This is a genomic window from Paludisphaera rhizosphaerae (genome assembly GCF_011065895.1).
Taxonomy (GTDB): domain Bacteria; phylum Planctomycetota; class Planctomycetia; order Isosphaerales; family Isosphaeraceae; genus Paludisphaera; species Paludisphaera rhizosphaerae.
Genome location: NZ_JAALCR010000001.1, coordinates 270442 through 288196 on the forward strand (window position 1 = coordinate 270442; position 17755 = coordinate 288196).

Genomic DNA, 17755 nt, shown 5'->3' on the forward strand with positions numbered 1-17755 from the left:
CAATCCAGTAGGCTTTATCCCAGGATCGGCCGCCCCTGTACTTGACCCGAACCCGCCGCTATCGTGAGGCGACCGACCCGAGGTCCCACCACGTCGGCCGATCACATGCGCCAGGCGAGCAGCGCAACGGCCGCGTCACGACGATTCGGAGCCTCTCCCGATGTCGCATCCCCAATCGCGTCGAGCGTTCGGTTTTCGTCTGGCGGGGCTCGGCCTGGCCGGCTCGGCCCTCTCCTCGCGAGCCTTCGCCGAAGCCGCGCAGACGCCTCCTCCCGATCCGGTCGTCGCCGTCACTTCCGAAATGCGACCGAAGCCGGGGCTGATCCTCGTCTCCGACCAGCAGCTTCTGGACCTTCGCGATCCCGACAAGCCCGTCGACATCAGCCTGGGTTCCCAGCCTCACGTCGTCACGTTGCGGCAGCTCTGCGAGCAGGCGAAGGCCGGCCGGGGCGAGAAGGTCACGCTGGCTTTCGACGAGTTCTTCTCGCAGTACCGCCCTGGCCAGCAAGGGAAGCCGCGCACGCTCACGCCCGATTCCGACGGCTACCTCGAATGCCTCTCCAAGATCGGCGAGACGCTCCGATCCTACGGCCTCGGTCTGGAGTTGAGCCTACTGACACCCCTGGAAATCGGCGCGGCCTACGCGAAGACGACCGGCGAGTCGGGAGAGTGGGTCCAGTATCGCGAGGGATGGCGGGATCCCCGTACCGGCCGGTTCAGCGTCTCGCTCTGGCAGCAACTCCGGTGGACGAACAACAAGGGGACGATCGAGCTGAACCGGATCGACGTGAAGGCCTACGCCTTCCGTGAGCGTCGCCTGGGCCAGAGCCGCTTCTTCCACGTCGATCCGTCGCGGATCGTCCGACTGGAGCATTCGCTCGTCATCGAGGAGGACGAGTCCGCCCCAGACGCGCGCCGTCGGCGAATCACGGTGAGCGGCCGGGGGGATGCGCCGGGGAGGGATCTCGATCGCGTGCTCGTCGTCGTCCGGTACAGGACGCCGGAGATGGATTACTTCAGCGATCGCGCACTCCCCTTCCTTCGGGAGCTGATCGACAGGTATCACGCCGCCGGGATTCCGCTCGCGGGCCTCTACTCGGACGAGGTCCACATCCAGCAGGACTGGGGATACGACTCCCATCACGACGAGGGCCAGTTCAACCTGCGCTACCTCACGCCGAACCTCGCGCGCCGATTCGCTGAGAAGTACGGCCAGGAGTTCGCCGATTTCGAGAAGTTCCTCGTCTACTTCGCCTACTCCCAGCACGCCTTCGATCCGACTCTCGCCGCCAGGCTGCCGGCCCTGCACACGCTTGGTCCAGACGCCGAGGGGGTGGCTCGCACCGCCCTGCTCCGTCGCCGCTACTTCGACCTTCTGGACCGTACGGTCGTCGACCTGTTCGTCGCCGCCAAGCGGCACGCGGAGAAGTCCTTTGGGCGCGAGCTGGAGGCCACGGCCCACGCGACCTGGGCCCAGAGCCCGACGATCGACTACTGGAGCCCCGGCGACTCCCGGCCGATGAACCCGATGAAGTACGAGTACACGCCGAACTTCGTCTGGTCGAACACGGTCCACCAGGCGTCGGCCGCCTGCGACGACTACTTCCGCTGGGGGGAATTCCTCACTGGCGGCGGCACCGACCATGCCGAGGGAGGATGGTCCGACCGCGACTATTACGGCCTGGCGCTGGGGTCTTCGTTGGGTGCGGTGAACCCGAATCGTCCCTACGCCTACGCGGCCGGCTGGGGATGGCCCGCCGAGGTCGGTGAACGCTACTCGGCGCTTCAGGCTGCCTACGGCGTGGGAGGACGGCCAGCCTTCCAGGCGATCACGGAGCGTCGCGGTCGTGAAGTGCCGGTCCTGATGCTCTACCCGCTCTCACTCGTCGCCTGGGAGGAGCGGTTCGGTTCCTGGATGATCCAGTACGGCTACGCGAACTACGCGACGCCCGAGGTCCTCCTGAAGCAGGGTGAAATCGCCGACGGTGCTCTCGTTTTGGCCGGGCGACGCTACACCACGATCGCCGTCCTCTTCGAACCCTCGCCGCCGCCCGGCTTGCTGCCGATGCTGGAGAAGTTCGTGGCGGCCGGCGGTCGACTCGTCTGGGCTGGCCCTCCACCGCGGCTCGACATGGACGGGTCGCACGTGCTGGAACGCTGGCGGCAGTTGGTCGGCGTGAAGTCGCTCCAATTCGACCGCGAGGGGCATCCCGCGGCGGGGGGCGTGGTCGAATTCGCCGAGATCCTGAAGCCAGCCCCCTCGCAGACGATCCTGACCGATTTCCTCGTCGATCTCGTCTACCCCGTGGAGGCCGCCGATGGCGCTGAGACGACCGTCGTCGCGCGAGTTGCCGGCCAGGCGATCGGCCTGCACCGGCGAGCCGGCCGTGGGAGCGTGACGTTCCTGGGATTCCGTCCCCGCGACGACCAGGCGGCCTCGCTGGGCGTCGAGGCCCGCACCTGGTTCGAGATCCTCAAAGCGCTCGGGGCTTACCCGAAAAGTCGTTCCGACGTCCCCGTCGAGGATGATCCCTCGATCGTCTCGCGGACGTCTCCGTACCTGGCGACGCGCTTCCCCAACGGCACGATCATGCTGGCCGCCCACTATCGGTCGCACGTGGAAAGCTGGCCCGGAGGCTTTCAACGCGACGCGGCGCAGGATCGCTCCATCCTGGAACGAAACCCATTGCCGTCGGATGCGATCGAGGTCGACGAACTGTGGGTCTCGGGCCATCGTGTGACCTACCGGGGCCGCCTGGCCGTCGCCCTCCGGCTCGACGACGCGGGGAATCTGATCGCCTTTGGCGGGCATGGGACCTCCGGCATCCGGATCGACGGCCGCGAGCATCGATTCGCCGACGCTCCCCTCGACTTCATCGCCTTCTCGCCGGTCCCCGAGGACCGCCGCGTGTCAGGAGGGGCCGTGATGATGGTCTGGCTTCAGGGCCATGGGAACGCCGAGGTCCGCATCCCGTGTCCCGTCGGGCTGAAATCCCCAAGAGTCTTCGTGCAGGGACCCCACCACGGGTCGCCGGGAGCGCAAGTCCCCGCGACGATCCTCGACGGCCTGCTCGTGATCCCCGGCCTTCCCGGAGGCGGCGGCGAACAGTTGCTCTACGTACTGCCCGGATGAGAATGACTTCGCCGGATCGAGAAGTCGATTCCGTCACCACTCGAAGGACCTCGTAGCGTGCAATTCCCTGGGACGGGCGGAATCCTGTTTCTGGCGTTCCTGCTCCTTCTTCTGCCCCTGGCGGCCTGGCGGACCAGCCGCAGGCTGCGCGGTGGGAGTGCAGGCTCAGGGCCGCCGGTCAGCCGCGTGCTCTACTGGCGAAGCGCCGTTGTCACGCAGCTCTTCCTGTTCGTCCTGGCTTTCATGGTTGGGTCGACGTTCCACTTCTCCATTTTCAAGGCGCCCCCGTCCGGCCCTACCCCCTGGCTTTGGGGGATTGTTGCGCTGGCCGTTTGCCTGGGCATTCGACAGGTCGGACGGTGGTCCCGGACGGAGGAAGAGCGGAAAAAGCTGGCCGTCTACCAACGAAGCCCGCGGACGAGGGTGGAAGCGGCCTGGTTCATCGCCGCGGTCGTTTGCGCGAGCGTCGCGGAAGAGGCGGCCTATCGAGGCGTCGGCTGGCAGTTGCTCTCCTATTCGACCGGCAGCGTCTGGGCTTCGGCGGGCATCCTCTCCGCGGCGTTCGCACTCGCTCACTGGAATCAGGGCTGGAAGAGCGGGGTTACCATCGCGGCGCTGGCGGCGACCTTCCACGGTCTCGTCGCCCTGACCGGCACGCTCGTCATCGCCATGATCGCCCACGCGGCCTATGACTTCGTGGCAGGCTACCTGATCAATCGACAGGCGAGAGCCTACGACCGAGAGGCTGAGACCGAACCTCAACAGGGCGAGGAGCGCGGGGACGAACGATAAGCCGTCGGCCCTCGATCATCGGAAGGCCGCGGAGATCGTGGAGGCCTGTGTCAGCAATCGGTTTTTGGTCGTAAGGTATTACTCGGAAGGGCACCCTGAAATCGCGGCCTCTGCATTCGGATGATGCGACGCGATCGGCCTTGAGAATTGTCCGAACCAAGCCAATTGATGAAGCCCACAGAGTTTTATTAAGTCGTTGACGATGAATAGGTTGCGAAGCACTGGCTGGGCCTGCTGATCCAATAATCGAACCCGATCGAAGCCACGGGAGGATGCCAATGACGACTTCGATGCGCGACGGCGCGAGGGCAGCCATGGTCACCGGGGGGAAGCTGATCGTCGGCCTGATGACGCTCCTGGCGTTCACGCCCCACGCCAAGGCTCAGGTGGGGGCCGAGGCGGCTGAACTCCGCTTCCAGTCGAAGTCGCCCGAAGAGATTCGGAGCTATGAACGAGAGGTGGCCCGGTCGGTCGCCGACCTGGCGCTGGTGCCCCCGGTCCTGAACGTCTCACCGCTGCCGAAGTACGACTACGACAAGCTCGACTATGGCATGACGATCGGGATCACCCGGACGCCGAAGGGTCGGTTGTGGGCCTGCTGGGTGGCGGGGGGCGACAGCCCCAAGGCCTTCTTCGTGCTGGCAACGAGCGACGACGACGGCTCGACCTGGTCGAAGCCGCGCCTCGTGGTGGACGCCCATTCGCCCGAAGTGCCGACGGATCGGAGCGTGCTGGTTGGAAACGTCTGGACCGACCCGTCGGGGAAGCTCTGGCTCTTCTTCGACCAGGCGATGGGGATGTTCGACGGTCGCGCGGGCGTCTGGGCGACGACCTGCGCCAATCCGGACGCCGAGTCGCCCGAGTGGTCGAAACCCCGGCGCATCTGGCACGGGGTCATGCTCAACAAGCCGACCGTTCTGAAGTCGGGCGAGTGGCTGCTGCCGATCTCGCTGGACCAGCGCGACGGCTTCAAGCCGTTCCACGGGCTCTTCCATGAGCTGGACCCGCTGCGAGGCGTGAACGTCTTCGCGACCTCGGACGGCGGCCAGACCTTTGATCGCCGGGGAGCCGTCCGATTTCCCAACCCGGACTGGCACGAGGCGATGATCGTCGAACGCAAGGACGGGTCGCTCTGGATGCTCGCCCGGACGGCGAAGGGGATCATGCAGACGACCTCGACCGACGGCGGCCGATCCTGGGCCGAGCCGACCGAGCCCCCGGGGATCCGCCAGCCCAACGCACGGTTCCACATTCGCCGATTGGCCTCGGGGCGGCTTCTCCTGGTCAAGCACGGCGATCGGGCCGACGCCCACGAAGGCCGCGTGAAGCTGAGCGCCTGGCTCTCCGAAGACGACGGCGCGACCTGGAAGGGAGGCCTGATCCTCGACGACCGCAAGGGGGTCTCCTACCCCGACGGCTTCCAGGCCCCGGACGGGACGATCTACATCTCGTACGACCGCAACCGATCCACCGACGGCGAGGTGCTCCTCGCCCGCTTCACCGAGGAGGACGTGCTGGCGAACCGACTCGTCGGCCCCACGTCCGCGCTCAAGCTGCTGATCAGCCGACCGCAGGCGCCGAAGAAGAAGTGATCGAGAGGAAACGGCTCGTCGATTCGATGGTCGGCGGTTAGAACTCCGGCGGGCCGTTCAGCTTCTCGCACTTCTCCGGACGTCCCGGGATGAAGTCGAGGACTTGCCCCTGAGAGCGCAGGCGGGCCTGAAACCGCTCGACGTCGAGCTTCTGGGTTGGAGTTGCGTTCCTGGCCGCGATCGCCGCCGCGACGCCTGCGGCGTGGCCGACGATCATCCAGACGCTCTCCAGCCGGAGCGTGCAGAAGGCGACGTGCGAGTAGCTCGCCGCGCAGGGGACCAGCAGATTCGTACACTCTTCGGGCTTCGGGGTGATCGCGCGATAGGGGATCTGATAGGCGTAGCCCATCCGCCAAATGCGGCCCTCGTTGACGAACTCGGCCGGGGAGAGCGCCAGACGCTGGACGTGATGGGAGTCGATGAAGTGGCTGCTCATGCCGATGGCGTCTGCTTTTCGACGGTCCTCCTGGACGTCCCGCTGGGTGACGACGTGGCTCCCTCTGATGCGTCGGGCCTCGCGAACGTAGAGCTGGTAGGGGAGATTCCCGTTATCGACGAACTCATCTTTGTGGAGGCCGATCGACTGCATCTCAGCGCGCATCGCGGCCGGTACAGCCTCGTCGTCCGCGAGGAACTGGAGGAGGCCGAGGGTGTAGTCGAGATGGTCCTGATAGATCTCCGCCCGACGTTTGGCACCGGCCTCGGCCCAGTCGATCTGCCCGCCGAGGTGAGACAGCGAGATGATCGCCGCTTGCTTGTTGTTCAGCTCGATCTTGCCGTTGCGTCGGGGGTAGAGGTCGAGCACCTGCGACAGTTCGGCAGGCTTGCCGATGCGGGATTGCTCGCGAAGCCAGTCGGCCAGAAGCGCGTATCGGGCGGGATCGTATCGCGGCGATCGAGGGATCGGGACCCGGTACCTGGGGTCGCGAGCGACGGTGAGCCGGAAGTTGTAGCTCATCGGAGCGCGGTGGGCGTCGCCTTCCTTCAGATCCTTCGCCCAGCCCGAGATTCCGGGGCGCAGCCGCCCGTCGTCGTCGACGGTCCGGGCGCGTCTGGGGGCCTGGTCGAAGCGGATTCCGGCTGCTTCCTCGTCGTACTGCGATCGGGATTCACGACCGACGGTGTACGAGACCCCCGCGTCGGCCGCGAGATCGCCCTCGTAGGAGGCGTCGATAAAGCTTCCGGCGTTGACCTGCGAGCCGTCGCTCAGCCTCGCGGCGGCGAGGACTGTCCCGTCTCGCTTCAACGAGTCGAGCGAGACGCCGGTCCGAAGGAGGACGCCCGCTTCGCGGAGCATTTCGAGGTAAGTCGATTCGGCGACGCTCGACTCGAAGTAGTACTCCGGCTTGCCCGTACCGTAGCGGGCCCCGAGCCGTCGATAAAACTCATCGGCGATGCCGCCGATGGTCCAGGGGAGCATGTGCTCGGTCTCGGCCGTGTTGATCCCGCTCGTGCTGAGCCCGCCGACGTGCCCAGTGGGCTCGACCAGGATCGTCCGGGCTCCCTCGCGCGCGGCCGCGATCGCCGCGGCGATGCCGCACGGAGTACCGCCGTAGACGAGGACGTCGCAATCAGCGTCGCGATAGGTCGACGCCCGCGCCGAACTCGACGCGGCGAGCGCTCCCAGCGACCCGTGCAGGAATGCTCGACGGTTCATGGTCGAGGCTCCGGAACCGGACCGTCGATGAGGGGTCGAGGCGGTCCGGCGAGGGTGTCCGGAAATCGATCGCCGCAGCCGTCAGCCCCGGAACTTGGTCTTGGGGGCGGCTTCGAGGATGCCGTGAATGGTGTGCATGATGTTGTAGGCGGTCAACTCGCAGAGGAGCTTGGTGACTTCCTCGTGCAGGTCCGGGTCGAGTTGAGGCTCGATCTTCTTCATCAGCTCGACGACGCGATCTTCCTGTTCGGACAGCTCATGCTTCTCGATCTTGCCATCGGCCATCGCGGCGATGAAGCCGGTGAGCTTCTGGGCGTACTCGTGGACCAGCGGCTCGTCGCCCTTGTCGTCGAGCCAGGGGGTCCGGTGCTTCTTCGCGTGCGACATCAGGGGTCTCCCGTCGATCGTTGCGGTTCGGATCACTCTTCGATGACGCGCTTGATCGCCGCCATCCGTTCCTGCAGTTTGGCGCGGGCGTCGGGGTGCTCGAGCCGCTCCTTCCAGTCGTTGGGAAGGAACGACTTCGACGTGCACTCCAAGACCGCGGCCAGCTCTTGCTTTTCCTTCTCCAGCCCCTGGGCCGAGGGGACGAAGTCTTCCAGGGCGCTCTTCACGTCCTCGGCGGTCGCCTGCTCGCGGTTCTGGGTGAGCGCCAGCCGCTTCGCCGAAAGGACGATGCTCTCGATGTCGGCGCCGCTGAACCCGCGATCCGCGAGTCCGTCGGGAAGCAGCGAGGGGTCGAGGCGGAACTTGTTCTTCCGCGCCATGGCCAGGAACATCTCCCTGACCTCGGCGTCGTTCGGAGGGTTGAACAGCGGGAGGTGGACCTCTGCACGCCCCTGGCGTTTCAGGTCGATGGGGAGAAGGTCGGGGCGGCTCGTCAGCAGCATCCAGATCAGCTTGCCGCGATACCGAGTGTCCCCCATCTGGCTGGCGATCATCGAGAAGACCCGGCTCGACGTGCCCGAATCCCCGGAGCCTTCCCGAGTCCCCAGCGCCGCGTCGGCCTCATCGATGACGACCACGACCGGGCCCATCGCTCGGAGCACGTTCAGAAGCTGTTCCAGGTTCCCCTCGGTCTCGCCGACGTACTTCGACCGGAAGTTGCGGAGCTTCACGCAGGGGACGCCCACCGAGCCGGCGAAGCACTCGGCCAGATACGTCTTGCCGGTGCCGACGGGGCCGCAGATCAGATACCCCATCGGCGCGGCGTCGAGCCGCCCCTTGGCCAGAAGCTTGGCGTCCTCGATGAGACGCTTCTTGACCCCTTCGTTGCCGACGAAGTCGTCCATTGTGGTCGGCGGCTCGACGAACTCCACAAGTCCGCGGGCCTGGCGTTCAATGAGGCCCTTCTTCAGCTTCTTCAGGCTGTTCGCCTCGAGCTTGACCTGCGTCTGCTGGGCGATGTCGAGCAGGCGGCCCAGGCTCACGAGGTTCAGCCCGCTGGTCAGGTCGGCGAGCTGCTTCGAGCTGAAATCGGTCAGGTTGCCGACCACGGAATCGCGGTCGTCAATCCATTCGATGTACTTCCGCCGCTGCTCGGAATCGGGCATCGGGACGGCGACGGCGGTCACGTGGGCGTTGCCGACGAGCCGCTCGTTGACCTCGCTGAGCTGGTCCGAGAAGAGGCAGAACACCGTGCTGCTCTGCTTGATGAGCGGGTCCTGGGCCCATGCGAGAAAGCGTACCAACCGAGAACCGATGGGCCCCGAGAGTTGGGACAGATCGCTGGATGGGACCAGGAACTGGGCGAAGTCGAAGAAGACGGCGATGCTCAGCCGCTTGGGCGATCGCGCGTCCTCCATCAGGTTGAACTGGATCAGGCGATCGAGCGTGGCCAGAACCGCGTCCGCGTCACGCGGCCAGGCCTTGAACTCGCCGATCCGCCCGGAGAGGGTCGTCAACATCTTGAGTCGACGCGCGCCGTCGCTGCCGGTGAACACGTCGAGGCCCCGGCTAACGTCGTAGGTCAGCACGACGTCCCAGCGGCCGAAAAGCTGGTCGGCCAGCAACTCCGGGACGCTGCCGTATCGGGTCGGCTCGTCGTTCTGGCGGACGATGTCGTGGACGTTGCCGTGGAGGACGAAGAGGCAGCTGGCGCGGGCCGAGAACAGCTCGGCGATCTCCGCGGCCCACGCGGGGAGACCGTCGGAGGCGGCGGCGTCGCCCCCGACAGTCGGCACCGCCGGCGGCGCGGCCGGCTCAGCCTTGGGATCGATGCTCACGGGATCAAACCCCGATGGAAGATGAGGTGGCTCGCCAGGTCCCGGCCGCCCAGATCAGGGGAGTTCGGGAAGGGGTTCGAGCTGCTTGGTCTTCGCGGGGCCGAGCTGCTTCTCAGCCGGCGCGGAGCCCACGGTGGCGGGAGTCGCCAGGCCGTTCTCCTTCTCGAATTCCTTGAGCGCGTCCTCGGCCAGGTTCTTCTCGATGGCCATCTCGCGCTTGATGTCCTCGACGCCTTCGCCCGAGAGGTCGGCCGCCACGCGGACGCGGCCTCGGTTGCGGTCGATCTGGTCCTGGATGACCTGCTCAGCCTGGCCGAAATCGGTCGTCACGTTGAAATTGAACTGGGTGGCGATCTGCGACAGCTCAGCCTCAGCGCGGCTCATCTTGAGGTCGGCGTCGTACTTGGTGATCTTGTGCTTGACCGCCTCAAGCTTCTCGACGGCGTGCTTGATCTTCAGCAAGTTGTTCTGATACGCCTGCTCGTGGATGGCAAGCTGCTTCTGGTTCTCGGCCAGATCCTCCTTGGCGCGGCGGAGGTCGAGCGCGAACTTGGCGGCGCCCTCACGGTCGCCCGCGTTAAGGAACGCCTTGACCTTGGCTTCCAGCGTGGCCACGACCTTCGCCTGGTTGTCGACCTGACGCTGCACGCGTTCCACCAGCGCCCGATACTGGGCCAGGCCTTCGCGACCTTCCTTGAGCTGCTCGACCGATCGGTCGTATTCAAGCTGCATCTCGGCGATCGGGTCGTAGCCTCGGATCGCGTTGGCGAGCTTGTTGAACTGCGCGGCGATGGCGTTCCAGAGTTTGCCGAGGATCATGGCGTCACCCGTGCTGAGACAGAAAGCTGGATCATTTCGCGACGTAACATCATCTTAGACCGGCCGACTCGCATTATCTACGAGCCGGGAGAGGCGCCGGGCTTACCACGACGATTCACTGGCCTCGCTCGACCACGAGCTGGACGAAGCGTTCGCTGCCGGCCCCGCCGACTGAGGCGGAGGCGGAGCCGAGCGCTCGGTCCTTGGCGTCAAACCGCCGATCATCGCACCACCGGCAGTTCCCATGCCGAAGTTATGAAGCACGACCGCGCCCCGACGCTGCTGGGCCAGCACCTGCATCTGCCGGAGGTAGGCCTGCTGGACGGCCGCGTTGTGGGCCCGTCGGAGTTGCTGGATCGCCGACCCCGCCGTGCGGATCGATTGCTCGTATTCCTGGGACCGGTAGAGCGACTCGGCCTGGTTCAACTGCGACTCCGCGGGGCGAGTGTCCAGGCCGATTCCCATGGAGATGAACGTGCGGCCTTCGCGGATGACGCGGGCGGCCTCGGACATCTCAGCCTCAGCCTGCCGGGCCAGGCGTATGTCCTCGCGAGCGAGCTTCTCCGAGTAGGCGAGATCCTGTCGAGCGCCGCGGACCTGATCGAGAAGCCGAGGCCATTCGTTGCCGACCCGAGTGCTGTCGTCGCCGACGAGGTTGAGAACCTCGGCCGCGTGCCGGTAATGCTGGTTCGCGGCGACACGGTCCTCGCTGTGGCCGGCTAAAAACGCCTCGACCCGCTGCGCCTGGCTGCGGGCCTGGTCGTATTCCTTGGTCAGAAGCTGGTAGATGTCGTAGTCGGATTGAGCCTGGGATTGAGCGATGCCGAACTCCTCGCGGGCCTGGATCAGGGCTCGGCGGGCCGAAGGCCAGTCTGGGGGATTGGCCGAGGCCAGGCGGCGGGCGTCCTCGCGGGCGGCGGCCGCCGATTCGAGGCTCTTGCGAGCCTGGGCCCCAACGACGTGGTCGTACTGGGAGAAGAATCGACGGACCTCGCGATCGCGGGCCGTCAGTTCCTCGGCGATCCGATCGGCCTCTTCACGAACCGCCTTGAGCCCCGCAAGCTGATCGCCCACGGCGTTCATGAGTTGAAAGACGGCCTGCTGCTCCAGATTCAGCCGACCGAGAAGCCGCGCGGCCAGAAGGTACTTCTGCTCCTTCGGGTCCGCGTCCTTCTCGACCTCGTCGGCCTTGCGATCGAAGGTCTCCAGCAGAGCGCGGGCCTGGCCCAGGTTGCCGGCGACGTTTCGCCATGACGAGGGAGCAAAGTCCCGCTTCAACTCTTGCTCGAACATCTGATACTGGCTCATCGCCTCGCTGAGCCGGCGGGTTTCGCGGCGGGTTTCGGGCAGCCCCTTTTCGATTCCCGCCCGAGCCTTCAGGACGGAGTCGAGGACCCCCTTCCCCTGGTCGAGCCAGGTCTGGGCCGCGGCGAGTTGTTCGGCGGCCTTGACCGGATCGCCGAGCTCGAGGGCCGTCTGAAGTGCGGCCAGCGCTTCGTCGCCGCGGGCGGCCGATCCGTCGGGGTTGCCGCCGTCCTCGACAAGCTCCAGACCCTTGCGGCGATGTTCGGCGACTTCCTCTCGAAGCTTCTGAAGTCCCTCTTGCACCTTCTTGCCGTCGCCGAGCCGGGCGACGACATCCGACGCGCGACGGACCAACGCGTCGGCGTCGGTCTTGGTCTTGTCGATGATCGTCTTGGCGCCGAGAGGATCGGGGGGGAGGATCTCATCGGCGCGGGCGGCCTCGGCGGCGATCCGGTCCACCTCGGGCTGGTAGGGGATCACGGGGAGACCGGCGGTATTCACGGACTCGACCTTGCCGTCGGCCTCTTTACGGGTTTCCGCAAGCACCTTCGCGGCCTCGCGGGCTTCCTCGTGCGCCGCGTTGAGTCGGTCCATCGTCCGGGAGCATTCCTGAGCCCCCTTCTCGACCTCGTCGAACACCTTGGAATTGGAGAGCAGCGCGTCGGCCTCGGCCATCGCTTTCGCCCCCTGCGCGCCCCCCTTCTCCGCCTTGTCGACGACGTCCATCACCTCCAGCCAGCGATCCCAGAGCTTGCGAAGGTCGTCTTGCCCCTTCTCATAAAGAGAAAGGGTCTCGCCGGTGATGGGGACGGTGAAGTCGGGATCCTCGACCGTGAGCGACTTGAGCCGGGACTTCAGCGCGTCGAGCCGGTCCATCATGGCGACGGCCTTGCCCTTGTAATCCTTGAGCTTGGCGTTGAACTCGCCTCGCGCCCGCCGACGGCCGAGCCAAATCAGAGCGCCGATCATCAGCGCGATCGCGGCCAACGAGCCGCCGATCGACCACGCCAGCTCGGTCGAGGAAGGGCCGTGGAATCGGACAGGAGCGGCCGACGGAGGCGTCGACGTGGTCGCGACGGTGTTCGCAGAAGCCGTCGAGGCCTTCTCCCTGGCCGCGATGAAGCCATCGACCCCATTGAGGAGGGCGATGAGGGCCTGGGGATACTCGTGCTCCTTGGCCAGCGGGATGAATTGGGGGGCGACGATCTCGCGATCGATCGTCTCTCCTCTGAGGCCGAGCTTCGTCGCCAGGGCGTCGCCGGGCATCACGACGACCTGGTGGTTGTCGATGGCCGCCACGACGATCACCGAGCGATCCGGGTCGAGTCTGAGTTTGCGGGCCTTCGCCTGGTCGCGCCAGGCGTCCAGAAGCCCCTGGGCGTAGGTTCGAGTCGCGGCGTCCGCCGCCGGGCCCGATGACTTGACCACCACGACGTAGTAGGTCTGGGGCGATTTCGCCTCTAAGTCGCGGATCGTCCTGGCCACCGACTCGTACACACTCGGCACTCCGGCGACGTAGAGCCGCTCGCCGGTGAACTCCGGGATCGGCGTGGCGTCTTCGGCGACGGCGTAACAGGCCGAGAGCGAGATCAAGGCCGAAGCGAGAACGATCAGGTTGATCTGTTGAGCGGCGGACGTCGAGCGCATGGTCTCGGCCTACCCGTGATGGCGAGACGACGCGCGGCCGAACGGCCGAAAGGCGTCGCCCAGAGTTGAAAGCCTACACCTCGCAAGAGTATCCCCATTGCGAGCGAGGTTCAACATCCTGGGACGACGCCTCAGGGAATCGTCGGGGGACGATCAGACCCGACTACGGACCCGTCGGCGAGCGAAACCAAGCGCGGCCGCCAGAGCCGTCGCGGACATCACCATCGACGACGGCTCGGGGACCGCACCGCTGGTTGGGACGAATCCCGTATAGAGCGGCCCGTGGATCTCGCCGTTGAAATTCAGCGACTTGGCGAAGACGTTCGAGTCGATCGAGACGCTCCCCTGGGTCACGTCCGCCTTCATGGCGAGGATCGTCCCGTAGAAGTTGTTGTTAAGCGTCAGTGAGGTCGCGTTCTCGAAGTTCCAGAGGACCTTCGAGCGATCGACGTTCGACCAGGCGCCGATGAAGTTGTAATTGCTCGAAACCGACGTGCCGCCCGTGACGTTGATGATGATACTGCCGACGCTCGCGTAGTCACCGGCGATCTGGAAGCCGTTCTGATACTGCGAGTTGCTCAGGACCGAGCCGTCGATCGAGAAAACCGCGACGCCGTTCACGGCCGTCGCCGCGTTGACGGTGAAAACCCCACCCGCCGAGAGCGCGGCCTGGTTCGTGGCGAGGGCGGCAAAGGCGGCCGAATTATTGACCAGCTCCGTGGTCATGGCGGTCGTCTGAGCAGCGAGGCCGGCCGTAGGCACAACCTGACCGCCGCCGCCGTTCAGGAGGAAAGTCCCAGCAGGAGGAGCGCTCGTGATGGCGACGCTCTTCCCGTTGTTCACCTGGATGTTGGTCCCTGACACTGTGCCCGCAACGGTCAGGCCGTAAGTTCCCGTGAACGCGTTCATCGCGAACACCGAGTTGGCGCTTCCTGTGAGATTGCCGCCCACCCAGGTGTTGTAGTTGACGTGCGAATTCGCCGTCAGGTCGCCAGAGGTGAACACACTGTACTGTTGCAAGACCGAGTCGGCCGAGGCCAGAGCCGGGGAAAACATCACAGCCATCACGCCGGCGGCTCGTCCGAGGATACCGAAAGCCGATTTCATTTTAGCCCTTGGGTTCAACATCGAGACCGTGGTCGAGCGCGTACAGTCTCCCTCGATCCGAAACAGGCCTCTGGGCCGATTTCGGACGTCTTCGGTCGACCGATCTCAAAAGGCGGCTGTCGCCCTAGAGCACGTGACGACTACGAGTCGTCGTGCACGTCGCTGCAATGTAGTTACGCCGAAAGAACTCGGTCGGCCTTCTCGTTGCCGAGAATCATCATGCCGTTGCCTCGCCTCACCTCCGCTTCTTGTCGAAATCAGGCGACGAATGCGACCGGCGTCGCGGCGAGGCGGGCCCGTTCTCGCCGACCGGATAAGCCGTCGGATGGAGAGAATCACTTCGGCGGTTGGCGAAACCTGCGACGGCGAGCGGGATCGGGCCTATGTGTTTATTAAGGATGCGAGGCGAGAGGGACGGCGTTGGTCCCACCTGAGTTACGAGGCAGTCGCGCCGCGCACGATCGTCGACGAATGATCGAGAGACATCATGATGAAATCCGCGATGCGTGCGTTGGGATTGTGCGCCCTCGGTCTTGCCGTCCCGCAATCGGCGCAGGCCGATCTGCTGACGAACTGGAACGTGGTGACGACGGGCGACCTCTACGCCGGCAACGGCGTTCAGGGGGCCGTCCGCGTTGGCGGGAGCTTATATGTCCAGAACAACTTCACAGCCGCCTCGTCCAAGGGATCGCCGACTTCGGCTTACTCGTCGCTGATCGTGGGAAAGAACGTCAGCACGAGTTACAACAATCGCGAGACAGTCAAGGTCGCGCAGGGGAACGCCACCATCGGAGGTACGATCAACGGGGCGTCGAACAACAACGCCGGAATCGTCTCGGCCAACAATGGGACGGTCAAGATGGACTCGTCCATCTCCGGCATCGGTGCGACCGACCTGGATGAACTGAAGTCCGATTCGGCGGCGTTTTCGGCGATGACCGGCTCAGAGTCGGTGTACCTTCCGACGAAACAGGTCGACACGGCGAAGCTGACCGTCACCTCGGTCGACTCGTTGGGCAACGCCGTCTTCAACATCGACGGCGCGACTCTCTTCCAGAATTCGCTGGTTCGCGGCGTCTCGCTGGATCTCAATGGTTTCAAGTTCGGGACCGGGCAGTCGGTCGTTATCAACGTGACGGGCGACGCCCTGAAGTTCCAGAGCGGGTACAACTTCAGCGGCGACTTTCAAAGTGCGGCCTCGAACATCATCTGGAATTTCAGTACCGCGACTTCGATCAACCTCAACAGCAACAACCTTTACGGCGCCCTGCTCGCGCCGCTCGCCCTGCTCCAGAACTCGAACGGCGTCACCGGCTCAATCTTCGTCTCCAGCTTGAGCAGCGTGAGCAACGTCAGCCTGCCGTACTATCAGGGATACGACCCTTCCGCGATCCGTCCCGGAGCCACCCCTGAGCCTTCAAGCATCGTGTTGGCTGGAATTGCGCTGGCCTCGACCCTGATCGTTCACGCGAGGCGACGGCGCAACGATTGAGCCATAGCGGTCACGAGAGACGCACGCCGTCAGGCCGTCGAGGATGGATCACCAATCTCGACGGCCGTTTCGTCGTTTCCCGCTTCCGTCGACCGGGAGGACGGCTCGATGTGCTTGGGGCCGCGGACGGCCGTCGGCGGAGGCCCCTCGAAGGGATAGAAGAACTGCCCCATCAGGTCGTCGGGTATCCGCGACCTCACGCCGTAGTCGGACGGCCACTCTCCTCGCGGAAGGTGGAAGGAGCCGAAAAGCCAGTCGAGCCAGGGGAGCGTCGAGGCGTAGTTGCGATTGAGGGGGCCGGTCTTCGTATGGTGCCAATGATGGAACCCAGGCGTCGCGATCAGCCATTCGAGCGGACCAAAGCGCCATCGGACGTTGGCGTGGACGAAAAAGCCCCACATCGTCGTGATCAGAGTGACGGCGACCGGTACGGCGCTGCCCGCCGCCCCGGTTGGGCTTCCGAGGCCGAGGATGTACAACGGCGTCATCGCGCAGAGTCGTCCCCAGACCATATCCAGGGGGTGAGCTCGCGTGTTGACGAGAAAGTCGAGTTCCTCCGCGCTGTGGTGGATTGCGTGGAACCGCCACAGGAAGGGGATCTGATGGCTCAGGCGATGAGCCCAGTAATACCCGATCTCCGAGGCCACGAGACCCAGGAGCGAACGCCCCCAGAAGGGTAGGGACGCGGTCGTGTTCAGGACCACGGCGGGCACATATTGTCGCGCGATCCAGGCGAGCAGCGCCAGAGGAGCGCCCAGCAACAGGGCGGGCAGCAGGCTGCTGATGAAGTAGTACGCCAGGTCGACGGCGATCCCCTTCCGAAACACCTTGCGGGGATGAACCGCGAAAATGCGCTCCAGCGGGACGAAGACCGCCGCCAGCAACGCCAGCCAGACCGTGAGTCGAATAATCGGTTCAAGGAACGCCAGGGAGTCGACGCCGTTGGCCTGCATCGTGGAGCTCGTTCGTTCCGGTGGGTGGACGCCAACGTCTGCAGCCAGTAAGGCCCAGACGACGAGTTGAATCTAAAACGCGGTGGGTCTGCTCGGAACTCGCCGAAGCTCGGACCTGATCGGACGAACCGGCCGCAGTCGTTCGACAGACGAAACCAGCCTTCGAGACAGGTCCAGAAAACAGGACCCGTCCGAAGGCGGCGGTCGGCGGACGGAAGACAGTGGTGGACCATCAAGGTCACTCGGAGCGACGGGAGCGGCGGAGACGGGCGCCGACGACGCCCACCAGACCGAGGCCCATCAGAGCGAAGGTGGACGGCTCGGGGACCGCCTGCATCGACACCCCGTCCAGGAGCAGGAACGGCGGGAGGCTGCCGGGTCCGCCGCTCACCGCGGAACCATGCGCCAGGAAGGACAGCGTCTGTGTCGCGGAGGTCGCCACGAAGGTGTAGTGCTCAAGCATCCAGCCGGAGAACCCATGGCTGGGGAGCGTCACGGTGCTCGTATCGTAAGATTGCGAGCCGAACGACACGGTCAAGGACTGATATGTCGCGCCGTCTCGGTTGGATTGCTGGGACGCCGCCCAGTAGAAGCTGAGTTGATAGGCCTGCCCGATCTGGAGGCCGGAGAGCGTCTGTGAAAGCGCACCCACGTGATAGTCGCCGTCCAGGGCGACGAAGGCGCCGCCGTTCGGGCTCACGGTCAGGTTGTTGTTGTTGCCAGTCCCCGGTCCCCAAAGCTTGATGGCGGAGCTGTCCGAATCGCCAAACGATCCGCTGTTGTCGGCGCTCGTTCCGCTGGTCGTGGGGGACTGGGCGTTGAAAACGAAGTTGTACCCGAGAGTCCCCGGCGAAGCGTTCGCGCTGGTCCAGCCCGAAAGGAAGTGGCCGGTGTAGCCGATCTGATAGTTTCCGCTGTTGGTTTCGAACCCGCCGTTCGTGATCAATTCCGCGGCATTCGCCTGGGCGCCGCCCAGGGCCAGGGCAATCACGGGCGCAATGACATGAGACGCTCGCTTGATCCCGATCATCGA

General features: G+C 65.3%; 12 protein-coding genes. 4 read left to right on the forward strand and 8 right to left on the reverse strand.

Annotated features, from left to right (window positions below; all coding sequences use genetic code 11):
- Nucleotides 1–160 precede the first annotated feature (160 nt).
- The 3 genes from G5C50_RS01135 to G5C50_RS01145 all read left to right on the forward strand — a co-directional run bounded on the left by G5C50_RS01135 (nucleotide 161) and on the right by G5C50_RS01145 (nucleotide 5517).
- Complete coding sequence (locus tag G5C50_RS01135) at nucleotides 161–3133, forward strand: hypothetical protein (protein WP_165063796.1); 2973 nt, start codon at nucleotides 161–163, stop codon at nucleotides 3131–3133.
- Between the two features lie 57 nt (nucleotides 3134–3190).
- Nucleotides 3191–3925 (forward strand): CPBP family intramembrane glutamic endopeptidase, encoded by a 735-nt coding sequence (locus tag G5C50_RS01140; RefSeq protein ID WP_165063798.1) that lies wholly within the window; start codon nucleotides 3191–3193, stop codon nucleotides 3923–3925.
- A 278-nt stretch (nucleotides 3926–4203) separates the two neighbouring features.
- Nucleotides 4204–5517, forward strand: coding sequence for a sialidase family protein (locus tag G5C50_RS01145; protein WP_206107551.1), 1314 nt, complete (start codon nucleotides 4204–4206; stop codon nucleotides 5515–5517).
- A 37-nt stretch (nucleotides 5518–5554) separates the two neighbouring features.
- On the opposite strand, the gene G5C50_RS01150 is transcribed toward G5C50_RS01145, so the two are convergent.
- The 6 genes from G5C50_RS01150 to G5C50_RS01175 all read right to left on the reverse strand — a co-directional run bounded on the left by G5C50_RS01150 (nucleotide 5555) and on the right by G5C50_RS01175 (nucleotide 14235).
- Nucleotides 5555–7174, reverse strand: coding sequence for an FAD-dependent oxidoreductase (locus G5C50_RS01150; protein ID WP_165063802.1), 1620 nt, complete (start codon nucleotides 7172–7174; stop codon nucleotides 5555–5557).
- An 81-nt stretch (nucleotides 7175–7255) separates the two neighbouring features.
- The gene (locus G5C50_RS01155; RefSeq protein WP_165063804.1) at nucleotides 7256–7561 is read right to left on the reverse strand and encodes a hypothetical protein; all 306 of its coding nucleotides are present in this window, start codon (nucleotides 7559–7561) and stop codon (nucleotides 7256–7258) included.
- Between the two features lie 32 nt (nucleotides 7562–7593).
- On the reverse strand, nucleotides 7594–9399 hold the full coding sequence (locus G5C50_RS01160) for an ATP-binding protein (protein WP_165063806.1): 1806 nt from the start codon (nucleotides 9397–9399) through the stop codon (nucleotides 7594–7596).
- A gap of 54 nt (nucleotides 9400–9453) precedes the next feature.
- Nucleotides 9454–10218: a PspA/IM30 family protein gene (locus G5C50_RS01165; RefSeq protein ID WP_165063808.1), complete on the reverse strand. Its 765-nt coding sequence runs from the start codon at nucleotides 10216–10218 to the stop codon at nucleotides 9454–9456.
- A gap of 102 nt (nucleotides 10219–10320) precedes the next feature.
- On the reverse strand, nucleotides 10321–13170 hold the full coding sequence (locus G5C50_RS01170) for a hypothetical protein (protein WP_165063810.1): 2850 nt from the start codon (nucleotides 13168–13170) through the stop codon (nucleotides 10321–10323).
- A gap of 153 nt (nucleotides 13171–13323) precedes the next feature.
- Nucleotides 13324–14235: a choice-of-anchor A family protein gene (locus G5C50_RS01175; RefSeq protein ID WP_165063812.1), complete on the reverse strand. Its 912-nt coding sequence runs from the start codon at nucleotides 14233–14235 to the stop codon at nucleotides 13324–13326.
- Nucleotides 14236–14764: 529 nt separating this feature from the next.
- Here G5C50_RS01175 and G5C50_RS01180 point away from each other — a divergent pair.
- Complete coding sequence (locus tag G5C50_RS01180; protein ID WP_165063814.1) at nucleotides 14765–15769, forward strand: collagen-binding domain-containing protein; 1005 nt, start codon at nucleotides 14765–14767, stop codon at nucleotides 15767–15769.
- Between the two features lie 29 nt (nucleotides 15770–15798).
- Here the strand turns inward: G5C50_RS01180 and G5C50_RS01185 are convergent, their stop codons facing one another.
- Nucleotides 15799–16722: a sterol desaturase family protein gene (locus G5C50_RS01185; RefSeq protein WP_165063816.1), complete on the reverse strand. Its 924-nt coding sequence runs from the start codon at nucleotides 16720–16722 to the stop codon at nucleotides 15799–15801.
- A 238-nt stretch (nucleotides 16723–16960) separates the two neighbouring features.
- On the reverse strand, nucleotides 16961–17752 hold the full coding sequence (locus G5C50_RS01190; RefSeq protein ID WP_165063818.1) for a PEP-CTERM sorting domain-containing protein: 792 nt from the start codon (nucleotides 17750–17752) through the stop codon (nucleotides 16961–16963).
- Nucleotides 17753–17755 lie beyond the last annotated feature (3 nt).